We start from the raw sequence: 17,837 nt of genomic DNA, 5'->3' as shown, positions 1-17,837 counted from the left end.
CAGACAGCTATCCTTATAAAACTATGCACAAAGTTATCCACAGATATTACTGCCGCACGATCGACCGGATCAACGAATCTTTTTGGTGAAATGCGGGAAAAATTCAGGTTTTCAGGCCTGTCTGTGGCATCCTTTACCCATAATCTGATAAACAGGCACGGAAATTATGGTTCAGATCCCAGAAAACCCACTTATCCTCGTTGACGGCTCCTCTTACCTCTACCGGGCGTATCACGCTTTCCCGCCGCTGACTAACAGCGCCGGAGAACCGACAGGCGCTATGTATGGCGTGCTGAATATGCTGCGAAGCCTGATCCTCCAGTATCAACCCACGCACGCCGTTGTGGTTTTTGATGCCAAAGGGAAAACATTCCGTGACGAACTGTTTGAGCATTACAAATCCCATCGTCCGCCGATGCCGGACGATCTGCGGGCGCAGATCGAACCGCTGCATACTATGGTGAAAGCGATGGGGCTGCCGCTGATGGCTGTGCCTGGCGTCGAAGCGGACGATGTGATCGGAACTCTGGCGCGCGAAGCAGAAAAAGCGGGCCGCCCGGTGCTCATCAGTACCGGTGATAAAGATATGGCGCAGCTGGTCACGCCGGGAATTACCCTGATTAATACCATGACCAATACCATTCTTGGCCCGGAAGAAGTAGTGACGAAGTACGGCGTTCCGCCAGAGCTGATTATTGACTTCCTGGCGCTGATGGGCGACTCCTCCGATAACATTCCAGGCGTACCCGGCGTGGGCGAGAAAACGGCCCAGGCGCTGCTGCAGGGGCTGGGTGGGCTGGATACGTTGTACGCTGAGCCAGAAAAAATTGCCGGTTTGACTTTCCGCGGCGCCAAAACGATGGCGGCAAAACTGGAGCAGAATAAAGAGGTGGCCTACCTCTCGTATCAGCTGGCGACGATTAAAACCGACGTCGAGCTGGATCTGAGCTGTGAAGAGCTGCACGTGCTGCCGCCGGCGGCGGATGACCTGTTGGCTCTGTTCAAAAAATATGAATTTAAGCGCTGGATCACCGATGTTGAATCCGGCAAATGGATGCAGTCAAAAGGCGTTAAGCCAGCTGCAAAACCGGCTGAAGCGGCGGCAGTAGCGGAAGAAGAAGCCGAGGTGGTAGCGACACTGTCTGCGGAAAACTACGTCACTATTCTTGATGAGCAGACGCTGATCGAATGGATCGAGAAGCTGAAAAAAGCGCCGCTGTTTGCGTTTGATACCGAAACGGACAGCCTGGATAATATCTCCGCCAATATGGTCGGCCTGTCGTTTGCCATTGAGCCCGGCGTTGCAGCCTATGTACCGGTTGCGCATGATTATCTCGATGCACCGGATCAGATCTCCCGCGAACGCGTACTGACGTTGTTGAAACCTCTGCTGGAAGACGAGAATCTGCTGAAGGTCGGGCAAAACCTGAAATATGACCGCGGAATTCTGGCGAACTATGATATTGAGCTGCGCGGCATCGCTTTTGACACCATGCTGGAATCCTACATTCTTGATAGCGTGGCGGGCCGCCATGATATGGACAGCCTTGCCGACCGCTGGCTGAAGCATAAAACGATTACCTTTGAAGAGATTGCAGGCAAAGGTAAAAATCAGCTCACCTTTAACCAGATCGCGCTGGAAGAAGCCGGCCGCTACGCGGCGGAAGATGCCGACGTCACTCTGCAGCTGCACCTGAAGATGTGGCCGAAGCTGCAGCAGCATGAAGGTCCGCTGAATATCTTTAAGCATATTGAGATGCCGCTGGTACCGGTGCTCTCTCGCGTGGAACGTAACGGCGTCAACATTGATCCGGCTGTACTGCACGCTCATTCGCAGGAGATCGCCAGGCGCCTGATCGAACTGGAACAGAAAGCCTACGAGATCGCTGGTGAAGAGTTCAATCTCTCTTCACCCAAACAGCTTCAAACTATTTTGTTTGAAAAACAAGGCATTAAACCGCTGAAGAAAACACCGGGCGGCGCGCCTTCAACCTCCGAGGAAGTGCTCGAAGAACTGGCGCTGGACTATCCGCTACCGAAAGTTATTCTCGAATATCGCGGACTGGCGAAGCTGAAGTCGACATATACCGACAAGCTACCGCTGATGATTAACCCCAAAACCGGCCGCGTGCATACCTCTTATCACCAGGCGGTAACGGCGACGGGGCGTCTCTCCTCCACCGATCCTAACCTGCAGAACATTCCGGTGCGTAACGAAGAGGGGCGTCGTATTCGTCAGGCATTTATCGCGCCGCCGGATTACCTCATCGTCTCTGCCGACTACTCGCAAATTGAGTTGCGCATTATGGCGCATCTGTCGCGTGACAAGGGGCTGCTGACCGCGTTTGCGGAAGGTAAAGATATCCACCGCGCAACGGCGGCAGAGGTCTTTGGCCTGCCGCTGGAGAGCGTAAGCAGCGAGCAGCGTCGCAGTGCCAAGGCGATTAACTTTGGTCTGATTTATGGCATGAGCGCATTTGGCCTCGCACGGCAGCTCAATATTCCGCGCAAAGAAGCGCAGAAATATATGGACCTCTATTTTGAGCGCTATCCGGGCGTCCTTGATTACATGGAGCGTACCCGGGCACAGGCAAAAGAGCAGGGCTATGTCGAAACGCTGGATGGCCGTCGCCTTTACCTTCCGGACATCAAATCCAGCAACGGCGCCCGTCGTGCCGGCGCCGAACGTGCGGCGATCAACGCCCCGATGCAGGGGACGGCGGCTGACATTATCAAGCGCGCAATGATCGCCGTTGATGAATGGCTGCTGACCGAGAAGCCGCGGGTGCGGATGATCATGCAGGTGCACGATGAACTGGTCTTTGAAGTGCACAAAGATGACCTTGATGCCGTGGCGAAAAAGGTGCACGAACTGATGGAGAACAGCACCACGCTGGCGGTACCGCTGCTGGTGGAAGTAGGAAGCGGAGAAAACTGGGATCAAGCGCACTAAGTATTCAGTGGATAAGGTGATTTTCTGTAAGTAAGCAACATAACTTATAGCGTTTTGTGATGATCATTTGAATTTGCTATGTAAAGAGTGAAAAAAAACTACAAAAAGTGCTTTCTCCGTAACCGAAAGAAGAGTAGAGTTAATGACGTAGGGTACAGAGGTAAGATGTTCTATCTTTCAGACCTTTTACTTCACGTAATCGGATTTGGCTGAATATTTTAGCCGCCCCGGTCATTTATGACCGGGGCGTTTTTTATTGCGCGAAAGAAAATTTTGGCGGACTGCGGTGGGCTGATGATGCAGCCCGGATAAGGCGTCAGGCGCCGCTATCCGGGAAAACAACGGCGATTACTCTCCGTCGGCGATCTCTTCCTGAGGAGGGATCTCATTAAACCAGCTGTCGAGCTTCTGACGCAGCTTATCCACGCCTGTTTTTTTCAGCGAAGAGAAGGGTTCAACCTGCACATCGCCGTTAAAGGCAAGAACCGCTTCACGCACCATATTCACCTGCGCTTTACGTGCGCCGCTGGCCAGCTTATCGGCTTTGGTGAGCAGAACCAGAACCTGGATATCGCTTTCTACCGCCCATTCGATCATTTGCTGATCGAGGTCTTTCAGCGGATGACGGATATCCATCAGCACCACCAGTCCTTTCAGGCACAGACGTTTCTCCAGGTATTCACCCAGCGCGCGCTGCCATTTGATCTTCATCTCCTCCGGGACCTGAGCGTAGCCGTAACCCGGCAGGTCGACCAGGCGTTTGCCTTCGGCGACTTCAAACAGGTTGATTAGCTGGGTGCGGCCAGGGGTCTTAGAAGTACGCGCCAGGCTTTTCTGGTTGGTGAGCGTATTCAGGGCGCTGGATTTCCCCGCATTTGAGCGACCAGCAAAGGCAACTTCGATACCCGTATCGGATGGAAGATGGCGGATATCGGGTGCGCTGGTGACAAAATGCGTCTGTTGATAGTTCCAGTTAGTCAAGACTGTCGTCTCCGTTAAATAAGGCTATGGCGGGGATTATACCTGAACAGCAGAAAAAGGCTGTTTTTACCGCATCCTCTGTCGTAAGTAAAAACCCCTCTCTTTGTGAGACATTGTCCATTCAATGTCGAGGCAATCGATGAGAAACAACGGGGGTTGGTCGTGTTAAAACATTAAAAATCATACAATTAACACTATAGAACAATCTTAAATAGCCATTTTTACTCTGAGGGTTGGTTGTAGGATGGGATTAAAACGGTAAAGTAAGGGGCACAGGCAAGGAAGCCGACAGGATAGTGACTCAGGATGAGTTGTCAGGAGCGCCAGGGGGGCGAAGACCCGGGATTAATGTCAGGATGACCAACGTCTGGAGACGTTTTAACAAGGAAAAGGACATAACAGGGACTGTTATTGGCTAAAGGAAAGACAGGGTGCGTCGTGAGCTAACAGGGAAAGTGGAAACCCGCTAAGGGTTATCAGTGAGGAAAAAGGCGGCAGAGTAATCTGTCGCCTTTTTTCTTTGCTTGCTTTCTGCTAGATTCCGCCTCAATTCTATACTGAAGAAAACGAATCTGAAGATTACCTATATGAAAAAACCGACATCCGTACCCCGTGGCAAAACGCATCGCAAGACACGTGAAGAAATGAATCAGGAATCCCGCGATCGCAAACGCCAGAAGAAACATCGTGGTCACGCGGCAGGAAGTCGCGCAACCGGCGGTGATGCCGCGTCATCCGGCAAAAAACAGAGCCAGCAGCAAGATCCGCGTATTGGGAGTAAAAAACCGATTCCGCTGGGCGTGACTGAAAGCACCCCGGCTACTAAGCAGCACAAACCGAAGAGCGAGAAACCTATGCTTTCACCACAGGCTGAGCTGGATTTGCTGGAAAACGATGAGCGCCTGGACGCGCTGCTGGAACGTCTGGAAGAGGGGGGCACCCTGAATGCTGAAGAGCAGTCGTGGGTCGATGCCAAACTCGATCGTATTGATGAGCTGATGCAGCAGCTTGGCCTGTCCTACGATGATGACGAGGATGAGGAAGAAGAAGAGCGTCAGGAAGATATGATGCGTCTGCTGAAGGGTGGAAACTAACGTTTGCACTCAATCGGATTCCCGGTCCTGCTTATAACCCTTTTGGTTGTATGTTATCTGCTGTGGTTATTCGTTAAACTACGACGGTTGTCGCGGCGTCAGAAATGGCTGCGCAACCGGCTCATCACCCGAGGTGCGGTTGGGCCGGGGCGGCGTACCCGCCGACGGCACCATCGGAAGGAGTGAGCATGTCTGTGCAGTTAATCGACTGGGATCTGGCCCTGATCCAGAAATATAACTATTCGGGGCCGCGTTATACCTCATACCCCACCGCACTGGAGTTTTCACCTGAGTTTGGTGCGGCAGAATTTGACGAGGCGGTAGCTCGCTACCCGCAGCGTCCGCTATCGCTGTATGTGCATATTCCGTTTTGTCACAAGCTCTGCTATTTCTGCGGCTGCAACAAGATTGTGACTCGCCAGCAGCATAAAGCCGACCAGTATCTGGATGTGCTGGAGCAGGAAATTATTCATCGCGCGCCGCTCTTTGCCGGGCGTCAGGTGAACCAGCTGCACTGGGGCGGCGGTACCCCCACCTACCTGAATAAAGCGCAAATCAGCCGCTTAATGCAGTTGCTGCGCAGCCATTTCAATTTTAACGCCGATGCAGAGATCTCGATTGAAGTCGATCCGCGCGAAATTGAACTGGATGTCCTGGATCATCTCCGATCGGAAGGCTTCAACCGGCTGAGCATGGGCGTGCAGGACTTCAATAAAGAGGTTCAGCGGCTGGTTAACCGCGAGCAGGATGAGGCGTTTATCTTTGCCCTGCTCAACCACGCGCGTGAGATTGGTTTTACCTCGACGAATATCGATCTGATTTACGGCCTGCCGAAACAAACGCCGGAGAGTTTTGCCTTTACGCTGCAAAAAGTGGCCGAGCTCAACCCCGATCGTCTGAGCGTATTCAACTATGCGCATCTGCCGACGCTCTTTGCCGCTCAGCGTAAAATCAAAGAGGCCGACCTGCCTTCGGCGGAACAGAAGCTCGATATCCTGCAGGAGACCATTGCCTCCCTCACCGACGCCGGCTATCAGTTTATCGGTATGGATCACTTTGCCAGTCCGGATGACGAGCTGGCCATTGCTCAGCGTGACGGCGTCCTGCACCGCAATTTCCAGGGTTATACCACCCAGGGCGATACCGACCTGCTGGGGATGGGGGTGTCGGCGATCAGCATGATTGGCGACTGCTACGCGCAGAACCAGAAAGAGCTGAAGCTTTACTATCAACAGGTGGATGAAACCGGAGATGCGCTCTGGCGCGGCATCGCGCTGACCCGCGATGACTGTATTCGTCGTGACGTTATTAAGGCGCTGATTTGCCAGTTCCATCTCGATTTCTCTGCGGTAGAAACGCGGTGGGAACTGGATTTCCAGCGTTATTTTGCCGACGATCTGGCGCTGCTGGCACCGCTGGCAAAAGATGGGCTGGTGGATGTGGATGACAAGAGCATTCAGGTGACGGCGAAAGGCCGTCTGCTGATTCGCAACATCTGCATGTGCTTTGATGCCTATCTGCGTCAGAAAGCGCGGATGCAGCAGTTCTCTCGCGTCATTTAACTCTGCAATGCCGGGCGGCACTTCGTTTGCCCGGCCGACGGATTCTGTAGGCCCGGTAAGCATAGTGCCACCGGGCATGACATTTACTCCATTCCTAACTCTTTCAGCTTGCGCGTTAGCGTATTACGTCCCCATCCTAGCAGTCGCGCGGCTTCCTGCTTATGCCCTTGCGTATGACGCAGGGCAGTAGTCAGCAGCGTCCGCTCCATCTCCGGCTGCGCTTCAGAAAGCAGGTTTTGATGACCGGAACGCAGAGCGCGGTCGGCCCACTGCCCCAGTAACGTTGCCCAGCTGTCCGGCTGCATATGCGTCGGGCTATCGGGAATTGCGGTTTCAAACAGTTCGCTGGGAAGATCCTGCGTCAGAACCTCCTGGCCTGCTGCCATCACCGTCAGCCAGCGGCAGGTGTTCTCCAGCTGGCGGACGTTACCAGGCCAGGCTAAACGGGTGAGCGCGGTTTCCGTCTCCGGATGCAGCTGCTTGGCTTCGACCCCCAGTTCGCGGGCGGCAATTTGCAGGAAGTGCCGCGCCAGGCGGGGAATATCTTCCCGGCGCTCGCGCAGCGGCGGGAGATGAACGCGAATCACGTTCAGGCGGTGGAACAGGTCCTCACGGAACTTTCCTTCCTGCACACGCTGCTCAAGGTTCTGGTGGGTTGCCGCAATAATTCGCACGTCTACCTTCACCGGCGCATAGCCGCCAACGCGATAGAACTGGCCATCGGCCAGAACGCGCAGCAGGCGCGTCTGCACATCGAGCGGCATATCGCCGATCTCATCGAGGAACAAAGTCCCGCCGTCAGCCTGCTCAAAACGTCCCTGACGCACGGTATTGGCGCCGGTAAATGCCCCTTTTTCGTGACCGAAAAGCTCAGATTCGATCAGGTCTTTTGGGATAGCAGCCATATTCAGTGCGATAAACGGCGCTTTTGCCCGCGGGCTATGACGGTGCAGGGCGTGCGCAACCAGCTCTTTACCGGTACCGGATTCACCGTTGATCAATACGCTGATTGATGAACGCGACAGGCGCCCGATGATGCGAAAGACGTCCTGCATCGCCGGCGCTTCGCCGATGATATCGGCCGTCGGGCTGGTTATCGTGATATTGCGCGGCTGCTGCTGCTCCTGATAGTGGCTGATAGCGCGATCGACCAGAGCGACCGCTTCATCAATATCAAAAGGTTTGGGCAGATAGTCAAAGGCACCTTGCTGATAGGCGCTGACCGCGGCGTCCAGATCCGAATGCGCGGTCATTATGATGACCGGAAGCATTGGGTGACGCTGTTTAATTTGTTTCAGTAACGCCAACCCATCCATTCCCGGCATCCGGATATCAGATAACAGTACATCCGGGGTTTTGGTGGTGAGTGCCTCAAGCACCTCGTTGCCGCTTTCAAACGTTGTACAACTTAAGCCTGCTCCGGTGAGCGCGCGTTCAAGCACCCAACGGATGGAGCTATCGTCATCAACGATCCAGGCTATCCCTCGTTGCATAAACACCTCTACTTCCGAATAGGCAGGTACACCGAGAATTCGGTATGTCCTGGCCAACTGGTAAATTCAATTTTGCCGGAGTGCTGATCGATAAGACTGCGGGCAATGGAGAGCCCCAGACCGGTACCGCCTTCGCGACCGCTAACCATGGGATAGAACAGCGTATCCTGTAAGTGGGACGGAATTCCCGGGCCGTTGTCCTCAACGTCAATCCGCGCGGTAAGGCGGTAACGTACGCCGTGCAGCGTCAGCTGAAAGGCGGTTCGGGTACGTAGGATGATCTCGCCACCTTCTGGCCCCAGCGCCTGCAGCGCGTTGCGTACGACATTCAGCAGAACCTGTTCGATCTGGTCCGGGTCATGAGGAAGTTCCGGCAGGCTCGGATCGTAATCGCGGACCAGTTTGACGTTATCCGGCAGTTCCATCGAGACCAGCTTCACAACCCGTTCGGCGACCTTATGGATGCTTTCGGTCACGTGCATCCCTGGATGCTGCGGCCCCAGCAGGCGGTCGACCAGATTTCTTAAGCGATCGGCCTGTTCAATAATAACGTTGGTGTATTCCATCAATGCCGGGTCAGGCAGCGCTTTACTCAGCAATTGCGCAGCGCCTCTCAGGCCGCCTAAAGGGTTCTTGATCTCATGGGCCAGCCCGCGAACCAAATCCCGCGCCGCGATTTGCTGGGCGTGCTGCAGTTGCTCCTGGCTCAGGCGTCGCTGGTTATCCATCGGAGCCATCTCCAGCAGGATATAGCCTTCAGGCAGGCGCTGTGCCGTCAGAGACAGGATATGCGAGCGGCCATCGATAACCAGCGTCACTTCGTTGTCGGTAAAGCCCTGGCCCGCCAGCAGGCTTTCCTGCATCAGGCCGATATTCAGTGAAAAGTAGCTCAACAGTTCCGGAAGCGGCGTGCCAAAGAGCTTACGTGAACTTTGCGCCAGCAGCTGCTGCGCGGCCGGGTTCGCGTAATGCACCGCCAGGTCGTCATCGACCAGTAAGATACTGTTGATTAAAGAGTTAAGGATCTGCCCAGCATCGGGCTGAGTGCCTGTTGCCATCTGACAGTCTCCTGAAAAGAGTGCACTATTTTAGTGCAGTATAGCTTTTTATAGGTAAAAAGCGCATGAGATCAGAGTGTTGGTGGAGAAAAAAGCCCATCCTGAGATGGGCTGAAAGTTTCCACGGCAACAAAATATCCACGGTACCCCACGCCACAACACGGAATACCGGGGATTTACAGCAAAATCAGACGCTGTAGTACAGTTCGAATTCAACCGGGTGCGGAGTCATACGTACGCGGTCGTTTTCTTCAATACGCAGGGCGATGTAAGCATCGATAGCGTCGTTGGTGAACACGCCGCCAGCGGTCAGGAACTCACGGTCAGCGTCCAGCGCGTTCAGTGCTTCTTCCAGAGAGCCTGCAACCTGTGGGATCTCTTTCGCTTCTTCCGGCGGCAGGTCGTACAGGTTTTTGTCCATCGCTTCGCCCGGATGGATTTTGTTCTTGATGCCGTCAAGGCCTGCCATCAGCAGTGCTGCGAAGCACAGGTACGGGTTAGCCGCCGGGTCCGGGAAGCGCACTTCGATACGGCGTGCTTTCGGCGAGGTGACTACCGGGATACGGATGGAAGCGGAACGGTTACGGGCAGAGTAAGCCAGCATGACCGGTGCTTCGTAACCCGGGACCAGACGCTTGTACGAGTTGGTGGTCGGGTTTGCCAGGGCGTTGATCGCTTTAGCGTGCTTGATAACGCCGCCGATGTAGTACAGCGCTTGTTCAGACAGGCCTGCATACTTGTCGCCAGAGAACAGGTTAACGCCGTTCTTGGACAGAGACATGTGGCAGTGCATACCGGAACCGTTGTCACCGAACATTGGCTTCGGCATGAAGGTCGCGGTTTTACCGAAACGGTGCGCAACGTTGTGCACAACGTATTTGTAGATCTGAATTTCGTCCGCTTTTTTGGTCATGGTGTTGAAACGGGTCGCGATTTCGTTCTGACCCGCGGTAGCCACTTCGTGGTGGTGAGCTTCAACAACCAGGCCCATCTCTTCCATGATCATACACATGGTAGAACGGATGTCCTGAGAGGAGTCAACCGGCGGAACCGGGAAGTAACCGCCTTTCACGCCTGGGCGGTGGCCTTTGTTACCACCTTCGTATTTGGTGGAGGAGTTCCATGCGCCTTCGATGTCGTCGATAGCAACGTGGGAGCCAGAAATAGAGGCACCGAAACGGATATCGTCGAACAGGAAGAACTCTGGTTCTGGCCCGAACAGAACGGTGTCCGCCAGACCGGTAGAGCGCAGGTATTCTTCCGCGCGTTTGGCGATGGAGCGCGGGTCACGGTCGTAGCCCTGCAGCGTGCCTGGTTCCAGGATATCACAGCGGATGATCAGCGTCGGTTCTTCATAGAACGGGTCGATCAGCGCAGTGGTCGCATCCGGCATCAGAACCATGTCAGATTCGTTAATACCTTTCCAGCCACCAATCGAGGAGCCATCAAACATTTTGCCTTCTTCGAAGAATTCGGCATTTACCTGATGAGAAGGAATTGTGACGTGCTGTTCTTTACCTTTGGTATCGGTGAAGCGCAGATCGACAAACTTCACTTCGTGCTCGTTCAGCATCGTCAAAACGTGTTCAGCGGACATACTTAAACTCTCCCGGATTGGTCATTGTCGTCGTGGTAACGAAAACTTTTTAACTGCTTAATGTGGCGTTGTTGCCTTAAAAAAGATAAAGCGAAATCTGTGCCAACTTTTAAATTGCCCCCAAAAGGCGTTATCATGCACTCCATCGTGCAAAAGGGCTGCACCATTATGAATGCATTGCACCAATATAGTGCAATTGTGTGAACATTGGGCACTAATTTGGTGCAATTGACCTTGAATAACCCTTTTAACGCTCCGTGAAAGCGATCACAAAGAAACTCTGCAATACTTGTTTGTGGAGGATGTTTGTGATCCTGTTTTGTACTGCGATTAATCCGTGTACAATAACGCGCTATTTCTAATGCCTGAGGCAAAGTTGTGATCGAAAATTTGCGTAATATCGCCATCATCGCGCACGTTGACCATGGTAAAACTACCCTGGTTGATAAGCTGCTGCAGCAATCCGGTACGTTCGACGCGCGTGCCGAAACTCAAGAGCGAGTGATGGACTCCAACGATTTGGAGAAAGAGCGCGGGATTACCATCCTCGCGAAAAACACCGCCATTAAATGGAATGACTACCGTATCAACATCGTTGATACCCCTGGGCACGCCGACTTCGGTGGTGAAGTTGAGCGTGTAATGTCCATGGTTGATTCCGTTCTGCTGGTTGTTGACGCAATGGATGGCCCAATGCCGCAGACGCGCTTCGTAACCAAGAAGGCATTTGCTCATGGCCTGAAGCCCATTGTTGTCATCAACAAAGTTGACCGTCCTGGCGCGCGTCCTGACTGGGTTGTCGATCAGGTATTCGACCTGTTCGTTAACCTCGACGCGACCGACGAACAGCTGGACTTCCCGATCGTTTACGCTTCTGCGCTGAACGGTATTGCGGGTCTGGATCACGAAGATATGGCTGAAGATATGACTCCGCTGTATCAGACCATCGTCGATCGTGTTCCGGCACCGAACGTTGACCTTGACGGTCCGCTGCAGATGCAAATCTCCCAGCTGGATTACAACAACTACGTTGGCGTCATTGGCATCGGCCGCATCAAACGCGGTAAAGTGAAGCCAAACCAGCAGGTCACTATCGTTGATAGCGAAGGCAAAACCCGTAACGGTAAAGTGGGTAAAGTTCTGACCCACCTGGGCCTGGAGCGTATCGACAGCGATATTGCTGAAGCGGGCGATATCATCGCGATCACCGGTCTGGGCGAACTGAACATCTCTGACACCATCTGCGATCCGCAGAATGTTGAAGCGCTGCCGGCGCTGTCAGTCGATGAGCCAACCGTATCCATGTTCTTCTGCGTTAACACCTCTCCGTTCTGTGGTAAAGAAGGTAAGTACGTTACCTCTCGTCAGATTCTTGACCGTCTGAACAAAGAGCTGGTGCATAACGTGGCGCTGCGCGTTGAAGAAACTCCGGATGCTGATGCATTCCGCGTTTCCGGTCGTGGTGAACTGCACCTGTCAGTTCTGATCGAAAACATGCGTCGTGAAGGTTTCGAAATGGCGGTTTCCCGTCCGAAAGTTATCTTCCGCGAAATCGACGGCCGTAAACAAGAGCCGTTCGAGAACGTAACGCTGGACGTTGAAGAGCAGCATCAGGGTTCTGTCATGCAGGCTCTGGGTGAGCGTAAAGGCGACCTGAAAAACATGAATCCAGATGGCAAAGGCCGCGTACGTCTCGACTACGTGATCCCAAGCCGTGGCCTGATTGGCTTCCGTTCTGAGTTCATGACCATGACCTCCGGTACCGGTCTGCTGTACTCCACCTTCAGCCACTACGACGACGTTCGTGCGGGCGATGTAGGTCAGCGTCAGAACGGCGTACTGATCTCCAACGGTCAGGGTAAAGCGGTTGCGTTTGCACTGTTCAGCCTGCAGGACCGCGGTAAGCTGTTCCTGGGTCACGGTGCTGAAGTTTACGAAGGCCAGATCATCGGTATTCACAGTCGTTCTAACGACCTGACTGTAAACTGCCTGACCGGTAAGAAACTGACCAACATGCGTGCTTCCGGTACCGACGAAGCAACGGTTCTGGTTCCGCCAGTTAAGATGACCCTGGAGCAGGCTCTGGAGTTCATCGATGACGACGAACTGGTAGAAGTGACTCCAACTTCCGTCCGTATCCGTAAACGTCATCTGACCGAGAACGACCGTAAACGCGCAATGCGCGGTGCGAAAGAAGATTAATTTCCGCTTCTTGTCGATATCAGAACCCCGCCTTGATGGCGGGGTTTTTTTTTGCCCTGGCGCGATAGCCGCCCGTCAGTCAGCAGATAGTTACGCGCTTTCCGAAGAGAGGCCGGTCACATTTATCCCCAAAGAATAACGGAGATATTGTTTTTTTTTTGCACGTCGGAGTAAGATTCAGGAACTGGTTTAAACCAATTGGGTTAAACAATGACAACAAATCTGTCTACCGTCGAAAATGCGAAAGAAAAATTAGATCACTGGCTGAGGGAAGGGCTCACCGCGCCCGGCGGTAAACTCCCCTCCGAACGAGAATTAGGCGAACTGCTGGGTATAAAGCGTATGACCCTGCGGCAGGCGCTCCTGAGCCTGGAGGCTGAATCGAGAATCTTCCGTAAAGATCGGAAGGGCTGGTTCGTCACCCAGCCTCGTTTTAACTATAGCCCGGAGCTCTCCGCCAGCTTTCAGCGCGCCGCGCTTGAACAAGGTCGGGAACCCTCCTGGGGATTTATTGAAAAAAGCCGCACGGCAAATTACCCCGAGGCCGCGCGACCGCTTCTTGCGACAGCGGCATCTGATGAGCTGTACCTCATCACCGGTTGGGGGGCGCTGGAAGGGCATAAAGTGTTTTATCACGAAACCTTTATTAACCCGAATGTCGCTCCGGGATTTATTGAACAGCTTGAAAACCAATCCTTCTCCTCGGTCTGGAAAAATGAGTATCAAAAGGACGTCGTAACTAAAAAACTGGTGTTTAAACCGGTCAGAATGTCTGGCGATATCAGTAAATTCATTGGCGGATCTTCAGGTATGCCGGCCATTCTTATTGAAAAACACCGGGCTGACAGTGATGGCAATATCATTCAGATAGATATTGAATATTGGCGGTTTGAGGCGGTTGACCTCTTTATTAACTTGTAGGTACGTTATGCTAACTCAATATGATGCAGAAAAAATCCTCGCCCGTGTCGATAATCTTCCTCTTTATCTTCATGCCTATGCATATCATTTTAATATGCGGCTTGAGCGTATATTACCCGGCGATTTATTAGATATCGCCCATGAAAATAATCTGCGCGGGGTGAAAATTCATGTTCTCGATGGTGAAACGCGCTCCTTAGGTAAAATGAGTGATGCTGAACTGGCCGCTTTCTCAGAAAAGGCACGGAGATTACAGCTTGATGTCCATATAGAAACCAGCGCTTCAGATAAACACGCGATCGACCATGCAACGCATATCGCATTAAAAACGGGCGCCAGCTCCGTCAGATTTTACCCTCGCTATGAGGGGCATTTACAAGAGGTTCTGTCAAAAATCGCTCTTGATATCCAGTATCTGAAGGCGCGTTATCAGGATAGCGGGCTGACTTTTACTCTTGAGCAGCATGAAGATCTGAAAAGCCACGAGCTGACCGCATTAATAGAGCAAAGCGGTATGTCTTCGCTCTCTCTGCTTTTTGATTTTGCGAACATGATTAATGCCAACGAGCACCCGCTGCATGCATTAGAGGCGATGTCTCCGTTTATTACTCAGGTTCATATAAAAGATGCGTTAATTATGCCGCAGGATAACGGTCTCGGACATCAGGCCTGCGTCTCCGGCCAAGGAGATATGCCGTTTAAGGCGTTGCTCACCAGACTGATTTGCCTGGGCGACGAGCACCCCCAGGTGGTCGCCTACGGCCTGGAAGAAGAGGTGGACTACTATGCCCCGGCATTTCGCTTTGCCGATGAAGGCGACAACCCGTGGATCCCGTGGCGGGAAATGAGCGAAACACCGTTACCCGATGCCTCACAGCTGGAAACCCGGTTATTGAAAGAAAAAGCGGATGCTCTTCAACAGTTGGCATTTGTCAGAACAACGCTGCAGGAAATAAAAAGTGAGGCCAGCCGCATTATTAACTCTTAATTTTAATCTCTGATTTTTATTTTTTGATATGCCACCCGTCAGGCGTGGTCAGGGTTCTTTTTCCTTTAAAAACTAAATGATTGTAAAATCATTAAGGAATTATATGCTCACAAAAAAGAAATGGGCACTCTTTAGCTTATTGACACTGTGTGGCGGTACGATTTATAAACTGCCCTCGCTAAAGGATGCTTTCTATATACCGATGCAGGAGTATTTTCATTTGACCAATGGTCAAATTGGCAATGCGATGTCTGTGAACTCGTTTGTTACGACAATTGGTTTCTTTCTTTCAATCTATTTTGCCGATAAACTACCGCGCAAATATACCATGTCCCTTTCGCTTATTGCCACCGGGCTGTTAGGTATCTATCTGACAACCATGCCGGGATACTGGGGGATTCTCTTTGTCTGGGCACTATTTGGTGTCACCTGCGATATGATGAACTGGCCGGTATTATTAAAGTCGGTTAGTCGTCTGGGGAATAGCGAGCAGCAGGGGCGGTTGTTTGGTTTCTTTGAAACCGGACGGGGTATTGTCGATACCATTGTCGCTTTTTCTGCGCTGGCGGTCTTTGCCTGGTTTGGCAGCGGCCTGTTAGGGTTTAAAGCAGGGATCTGGTTTTATTCTATTATCGTTATTAGCGTTGGGGTCATTATCTTCTTCGTTCTGAACCAGGATGATGATGAGGTGAAAACGGCAGCCGTTGATAGCCCACAGGAAGAAAAGAAAAACACCAGTATGTCCTCCGTACTGAAAGATAAGACAATATGGCTGATTGCGTTCAACGTCTTTTTTGTCTATGCCGTCTATTGCGGGTTAACATTCTTTATTCCGTTCCTGAAAAATATTTATATGCTGCCTGTCGCGCTGGTGGGGGCTTACGGCATTATTAACCAGTATTGCCTGAAGATGATCGGGGGCCCCGTTGGCGGGATTATTTCGGATAAGATACTGAAATCCCCGAGTAAATATTTGTTCTACACCTTTTGTATCAGTACGGCTGCGCTGGTGGTCTTAATTCTGCTGCCGCATGAAAGTATGCCGGTTTATCTGGGAATGGCCTGCACATTGGGCTTTGGGGCAATCGTCTTTACTCAGCGTGCGGTCTTCTTTGCCCCCATCGGCGAGGCAAAGATTGCGGAAAGCCAGACCGGTGCCGCCATGGCGCTCGGTAGCTTTATCGGCTATGCCCCTGCCATGTTCTGTTTCAGCCTCTACGGCTATATTCTGGATCTTAACCCGGGCATTCTGGGGTATAAAATTGTCTTTGGTATCATGGCCTGCTTTGCGTTCTGCGGCGCCGTCGCCTCAGTATTGCTGGTGAAGCGTATTAACCAAAGAAAACGAGTCTTAGAGAGCGCGGAGGCCTAGAGCCGGTTATCTGCCCTCACCTCGTTCGCGCAAAGCCGCAGATTTCTGCGGCTTTGCTTTATCCGGCGGGCATAAATCGTTCTGAACCTCGGTTTAAAAACCATACATAGTCAAATACCGCCTTTCCCGCTACAGTTAATCTTTCATGGCGCGCAAGGAGACAAAAATGCTCTATATCTTTGATTTAGGTAATGTGATTGTCGACATCGACTTCAACCGGGTGCTCGGGACATGGAGCGATTTGAGCCGCATCCCACTCGCGACGCTCAAGCAGCATTTCACCATGGGCGAGGCGTTCCATCAGCACGAACGCGGCGAAATTAGCGATGAGGCCTTTGCCGAAGCAATGTGCCATGAAATGAATATGCCGCTGAGCTATGAGCAGTTTTCCCACGGCTGGCAGGCCGTTTTTGTCTCTCTGCGCCCGGAAGTGACCGCGATTATGCAAAAACTGCGTGAGCAGGGACACCGCGTGGTTGTCCTGTCGAATACCAACCGCCTGCATACCACCTTCTGGCCGGATGAATATCCGCAGGTGCGGGCCGCCGCCGACCATATCTATCTTTCCCAGGAGATGGGAATGCGTAAGCCCGAGGCGCGGATCTATCAAAGTGTTCTGCAGTCTGAAGGTTTTTCTGCTGAAGATACGGTCTTTTTTGACGATAACGCCGATAATATAGCGGGGGCTAACCAGTTGGGGATCACCAGTATTCTGGTGACCGGAAAGGAGACCATTCCCGCCTACTTTGCGAAATAACTATGCTCAAAACCGTTCATCAAAAAGCAAAGCATCGCGTCCGGCCCCTGATGGCCTGGATAAAACTGCTGTGGCGGCGCATTGATGAAGACCATATGACGACGCTGGCGGGGAATCTCGCCTACGTGTCGTTACTCTCTCTGGTGCCGCTGATCGCCGTTGTCTTTGCGCTGTTCTCGGCATTTCCGATGTTCTCTGAGGTCAGCGGGCAGATTCGCCATTTTATCTTCGCTAACTTCATCCCGGCGACCGGGGATGTCATCCAGGGATACATCGAACAGTTTGTTGCGAACTCCAGCCGGATGACGGCCGTCGGCGCCTTCGGGCTGATCGTGACGTCACTGCTGCTGATGTATTCTATTGATAGCGCGCTGAACACCATCTGGCGCAGCACCCGCACCCGGTCCAAAATTTACTCGTTTGCCGTTTACTGGATGATTCTGACGCTGGGGCCGCTGCTGGCGGGGGCGAGCCTGGCCATCAGCTCTTATCTGCTGTCGTTGCGCTGGGCAAGCGAACTGAACAGCGTGATTGATGATGTGCTGCGTCTCTTCCCGCTGATTTTATCGTGGACGGCGTTTTGGCTGCTTTATAGCATTGTACCGACGACCCAGGTACGCAATCGCGATGCGATTATTGGAGCGCTGGTGGCGGCGCTGTTATTTGAGGCGGGTAAAAAAGCATTTGCCTTATATATCACGGCGTTTCCGTCGTATCAGCTGATTTACGGCGTCATAGCCGTGGTGCCTATTTTGTTTGTCTGGGTGTACTGGACGTGGTGTATCGTCTTGCTTGGGGCAGAAATTACTGTCACTCTCGAGGAATACCGCAAACTTAAAAAAGAAGAAACAGAATAACT

The 17,837-nt window shown here is 52.6% G+C and carries 14 protein-coding genes; 10 read left to right on the top strand and 4 right to left on the bottom strand.

What is annotated here, in order from left to right:
• Window positions 1-166 precede the first annotated feature (166 nt).
• Both polA and spfP read left to right on the top strand, forming a co-directional pair.
• Window positions 167-2,953, top strand: a complete 2,787-nt coding sequence (gene polA, locus OQV00_RS26035) for a DNA polymerase I (protein WP_004869269.1) — start codon at window positions 167-169, stop codon at window positions 2,951-2,953.
• 165 nt (window positions 2,954-3,118) lie between these two features.
• Window positions 3,119-3,166, top strand: coding sequence for a small protein SpfP (gene spfP, locus OQV00_RS27280; protein WP_071892919.1), 48 nt, complete (start codon window positions 3,119-3,121; stop codon window positions 3,164-3,166).
• A gap of 135 nt (window positions 3,167-3,301) precedes the next feature.
• Here the strand turns inward: spfP and yihA are convergent, their stop codons facing one another.
• Entirely contained in the window at window positions 3,302-3,934 is a 633-nt protein-coding gene (yihA, locus tag OQV00_RS26030) for a ribosome biogenesis GTP-binding protein YihA/YsxC (protein ID WP_004869272.1), read from the bottom strand.
• A 587-nt stretch (window positions 3,935-4,521) separates the two neighbouring features.
• Between yihA and yihI the strand changes: the two genes are divergently transcribed.
• Window positions 4,522-5,028 carry a Der GTPase-activating protein YihI gene (gene yihI / locus OQV00_RS26025; RefSeq protein WP_004869274.1) on the top strand — a complete coding sequence of 169 codons (507 nt, stop codon included), beginning with the start codon at window positions 4,522-4,524 and terminating at the stop codon, window positions 5,026-5,028.
• A 188-nt stretch (window positions 5,029-5,216) separates the two neighbouring features.
• Window positions 5,217-6,590, top strand: a complete 1,374-nt coding sequence (gene hemN, locus OQV00_RS26020) for an oxygen-independent coproporphyrinogen III oxidase (protein WP_044350449.1) — start codon at window positions 5,217-5,219, stop codon at window positions 6,588-6,590.
• 83 nt (window positions 6,591-6,673) lie between these two features.
• Here hemN and glnG read toward each other — a convergent pair whose 3' ends face one another.
• The 3 genes from glnG to glnA form a co-directional block, all read right to left on the bottom strand.
• Window positions 6,674-8,083 (bottom strand): nitrogen regulation protein NR(I), encoded by a 1,410-nt coding sequence (glnG, locus tag OQV00_RS26015; protein WP_004869277.1) that lies wholly within the window; start codon window positions 8,081-8,083, stop codon window positions 6,674-6,676.
• A gap of 8 nt (window positions 8,084-8,091) precedes the next feature.
• Window positions 8,092-9,141, bottom strand: coding sequence for a nitrogen regulation protein NR(II) (glnL, locus tag OQV00_RS26010; protein ID WP_004869278.1), 1,050 nt, complete (start codon window positions 9,139-9,141; stop codon window positions 8,092-8,094).
• A gap of 187 nt (window positions 9,142-9,328) precedes the next feature.
• Entirely contained in the window at window positions 9,329-10,738 is a 1,410-nt protein-coding gene (gene glnA / locus OQV00_RS26005) for a glutamate--ammonia ligase (RefSeq protein WP_004127100.1), read from the bottom strand.
• A gap of 378 nt (window positions 10,739-11,116) precedes the next feature.
• Here glnA and typA point away from each other — a divergent pair, with 378 nt between their 5' ends.
• The 6 genes from typA (at window position 11,117) to OQV00_RS25975 (ending at window position 17,835) form a co-directional block, all read left to right on the top strand.
• Window positions 11,117-12,940, top strand: a complete 1,824-nt coding sequence (typA, locus tag OQV00_RS26000) for a ribosome-dependent GTPase TypA (protein WP_004869279.1) — start codon at window positions 11,117-11,119, stop codon at window positions 12,938-12,940.
• Window positions 12,941-13,150: 210 nt separating this feature from the next.
• On the top strand, window positions 13,151-13,861 hold the full coding sequence (locus OQV00_RS25995; RefSeq protein WP_004869280.1) for a GntR family transcriptional regulator: 711 nt from the start codon (window positions 13,151-13,153) through the stop codon (window positions 13,859-13,861).
• Window positions 13,862-13,868: 7 nt separating this feature from the next.
• A complete protein-coding gene (locus tag OQV00_RS25990; RefSeq protein WP_015585450.1) occupies window positions 13,869-14,849 on the top strand; it encodes a sugar phosphate isomerase/epimerase family protein in 981 nt (326 codons plus the stop codon).
• Between the two features lie 103 nt (window positions 14,850-14,952).
• A complete protein-coding gene (locus tag OQV00_RS25985; RefSeq protein ID WP_151334406.1) occupies window positions 14,953-16,221 on the top strand; it encodes an MFS transporter in 1,269 nt (422 codons plus the stop codon).
• Between the two features lie 166 nt (window positions 16,222-16,387).
• Window positions 16,388-16,978 carry a glucose-1-phosphatase gene (yihX, locus tag OQV00_RS25980; RefSeq protein WP_004869287.1) on the top strand — a complete coding sequence of 197 codons (591 nt, stop codon included), beginning with the start codon at window positions 16,388-16,390 and terminating at the stop codon, window positions 16,976-16,978.
• Window positions 16,979-16,980: 2 nt separating this feature from the next.
• On the top strand, window positions 16,981-17,835 hold the full coding sequence (locus OQV00_RS25975) for a virulence factor BrkB family protein (protein ID WP_004869289.1): 855 nt from the start codon (window positions 16,981-16,983) through the stop codon (window positions 17,833-17,835).
• Window positions 17,836-17,837 lie beyond the last annotated feature (2 nt).

Origin of the sequence: Klebsiella sp. DY2415 (genome assembly GCF_026314315.1) — a bacterium.
Lineage (GTDB): Bacteria > Pseudomonadota > Gammaproteobacteria > Enterobacterales > Enterobacteriaceae > Klebsiella > Klebsiella ornithinolytica.
The sequence above is the reverse complement of the archived record's forward strand: the minus strand, read 5'-3'. Positions and strand labels throughout refer to the sequence as shown.